This is a genomic window from Actinoplanes hulinensis (assembly GCF_019429605.1).
In the GTDB taxonomy this organism is placed as follows: Bacteria; Actinomycetota; Actinomycetes; order Mycobacteriales; family Micromonosporaceae; genus Actinoplanes; species Actinoplanes campanulatus.
In genome coordinates this window covers 1-2,542 of sequence record NZ_JAHXZI010000051.1, presented here as the reverse complement: position 1 = coordinate 2,542, position 2,542 = coordinate 1, and the positions used below count along the sequence as shown (strand labels likewise).

The following is a 2,542-nucleotide window of genomic DNA, read 5'->3' as shown; positions in this document are numbered from 1 at the left end:
TTGTCCGCGGCCAGTGAAAGATCCCCATAGGCGGCCATTTACCGCCCCGCTGGTGGCCAGGGTTCTCCCCGTGGATGGCCAGATATCTCCCCGCTGATCAACACCGGATGCCGGTCGGCGAGGGTCGGCGGCGTGAAGAGCGGCAGGGAGATCGTGGAAATCTTGGAGGCCTACGACCTCACGGGTAGTTACCGTGCGGCGGCCGAGCTGGCGGGGTGTGACCACCACACCGTGGCCCGGTATGTGAAGTTGCGGACCGAGGGCCGTAGCCCTGAGGAGCGTGCGCAGCGGTCCCGGCCGATCGACGACTTCATGGACAAGATCGAGGAGCTGGTCGCCCGCTCGGGAGGCCGGATCCGCGCCGACGTGGTGCACCGGCGGATCACCGCGATGGGCTTCGTTGGCGGAGAACGCACCACCCGCCGGGCGGTCGCCGCGGTGAAGAAGTCCTGGCAGACCGGGCAGCGGCGGGTGTTCCGGCCGTGGATTCCGGAGCCGGGGCTGTGGATGCAGTTCGACTGGGGCGAGGGCCCACGCATCGGTGGCCGTCGGACCACGTTGTGGTGCGCGTGGCTGCCCTGGTCGCGGTTCCGGGTCGTGATCCCGGTGCTGGACAAGACGCTGCCGACGATCGTGGCCTGCCTGGACGCGACCCTGCGCCGGCTCGGTGGGGTGCCGGCCTACGTGCTCACCGACAACGAGAAGACCATCACGGTCGAGCACGTCGCGGACATCGCCGTCCGCAATCCGGAGATCGTGCAGGTCGCCCGGCATTACGGGATGACGATCCGTACCTGCGTGCCGGCGGACCCGCAGTCCAAGGGCGGCGCCGAGAACACCGTGAAGATCGCCAAGGCCGACCTGGTCCCGACGAGTGCGAACCTGCTGGATCAGTACCGCAAGTTCTCCGAGCTGGAGGCGGCCTGCCGCGACTTCACCGACCAGGTCAACGACCGCATCCACCGCGACACCCGCCGCCGCCCGGCCGAGGCACTGCTCGAAGAGCAGCAACGGCTGCATCCGCTGCCGGCCCAGCCGTTCACCGTCGCGTTCGGCACCACCCGCCGGGTGAACTGGGACTGCACCATCTCCGTCGAAGGCGTGCGTTACTCGGTCCCGCACGAACTCATCGACACCCGGGTCTGGGCAAGGTTCCACGGCGACGAGCTGATCGTCACCGCGGTCACCGACACCGGCCCGACCGAGGTCGCCCGCCACGAGCGGGCTGAACCTGGGCGTCCGTCGATCATCGACGAGCACTACCCGCCCCGAACCCGCACGTCGGAGACGGCCGAACGGGTGCCCCGGGCCCGCACCGCCGACGAGGCCGCGTTCCTGGCGCTTGGTCCCGGTGCTGCCGCCTGGCTGGTTGAAGCCGCCGCGGCCGGAACCCGCGGGGTCCGCCGCAAGATGACCGAAGCCGTCGCCCTGGCCAAACTCCACGACCCGGCTGACGTCGACCGGGCCCTCGGAACTGCCGCCATGGCCGGCCGGTTCGCTGACAACGACCTGCTGCGGCTGCTGGTTCACCAGCGCAACGACGACACGGCCCCGACCAGGGCCAGCGAGACCCACAGCCTGCAACCAGGCACTTCTGCCTGGTCGACGTTCGGCACCACGACAGGAGAACGACAGCAGTGACCATCACCCCGCTGCGGGTCACCGGCGCCGCCGGTGACCCGCTGACCGAAGCGATCGAGCTCACCAAGCGGCTGAAACTGCCGCACCTGCGCCGGGCCATGGCCGACCTGGTCCCGACCGCGAAAGCCCAACGCTGGGACCCCGCCGAAGTCGTCAGGGTCCTGCTCGCCGAGGAAGCCGCCGGCCGTGACCAGGCCAACCTGCGGACCCGCCGCAAACGCGCCGCGTTCCCGTCCGGCAAAACCTTCGGCGACTGGGACGAGCAGGCCTCGTCGATCCCACGGCCGACCCAGGACGCGCTGCGCAGCCTGGAATGGGTCCAGCGCAAGGAGAACCTGTCGATCTGCGGACCGTCGGGCACCGGCAAGAGCCACTTCTGCGAAGCCCTCGGCCAAGCCGCGGTCGAAGCCGGCATGACCGTCGCCTGGTTCACCATCGAAGACCTCGGCGTCATGGTCCGACGGCACCGCCCCGACGACTCGGTCACCCGGGCCATGACCCGGCTGATCCGCACCGACCTGATCATCATCGACGACATCGGGCTGCTGCCGGTCTCGCCGGACGCCGCCGAAGGCTTCTACCGCCTCGTCGACGCCGCCTACGAACGACGCAGCCTCGCGGTCAGCTCGAACCTGCACCCGTCAGGCTTCGACGAGATCATGCCCAAGACCCTGGCCACCGCCACCGTCGATCGGCTCCTGCACCACGCGCACGTCGTTGTGACTCAGGGTGACAGCTACCGCTTCAACCAAGCCACCGCAGGACACGGCGTCAAAGCCCTGCACTGATCCAGCACCACCCCACGGCGGGGAACTTATCTGGCCGCCAGCGGGGAGAAACCGTGGCCGCCAGCGGGGACAACTACTGGCCGCCTCTGGGGCGAACTGATTGGCCATTGACA

At 69.2% G+C, this 2,542-nt stretch carries 2 protein-coding genes; both read left to right on the top strand.

Annotation, left to right across the window (positions count from 1 at the left end):
* Nucleotides 1–132: 132 nt before the first annotated feature.
* Nucleotides 133–1,641, top strand: coding sequence for an IS21 family transposase (istA, locus tag KZ829_RS42495; protein WP_220149504.1), 1,509 nt, complete (start codon nt 133–135; stop codon nt 1,639–1,641).
* The gene (istB, locus tag KZ829_RS42490; protein ID WP_220149503.1) at nt 1,638–2,429 is read left to right on the top strand and encodes an IS21-like element helper ATPase IstB; all 792 of its coding nucleotides are present in this window, start codon (nt 1,638–1,640) and stop codon (nt 2,427–2,429) included. Before istA ends, istB begins: the two co-directional genes overlap by 4 nt.
* Nucleotides 2,430–2,542: the final 113 nt, after the last annotated feature.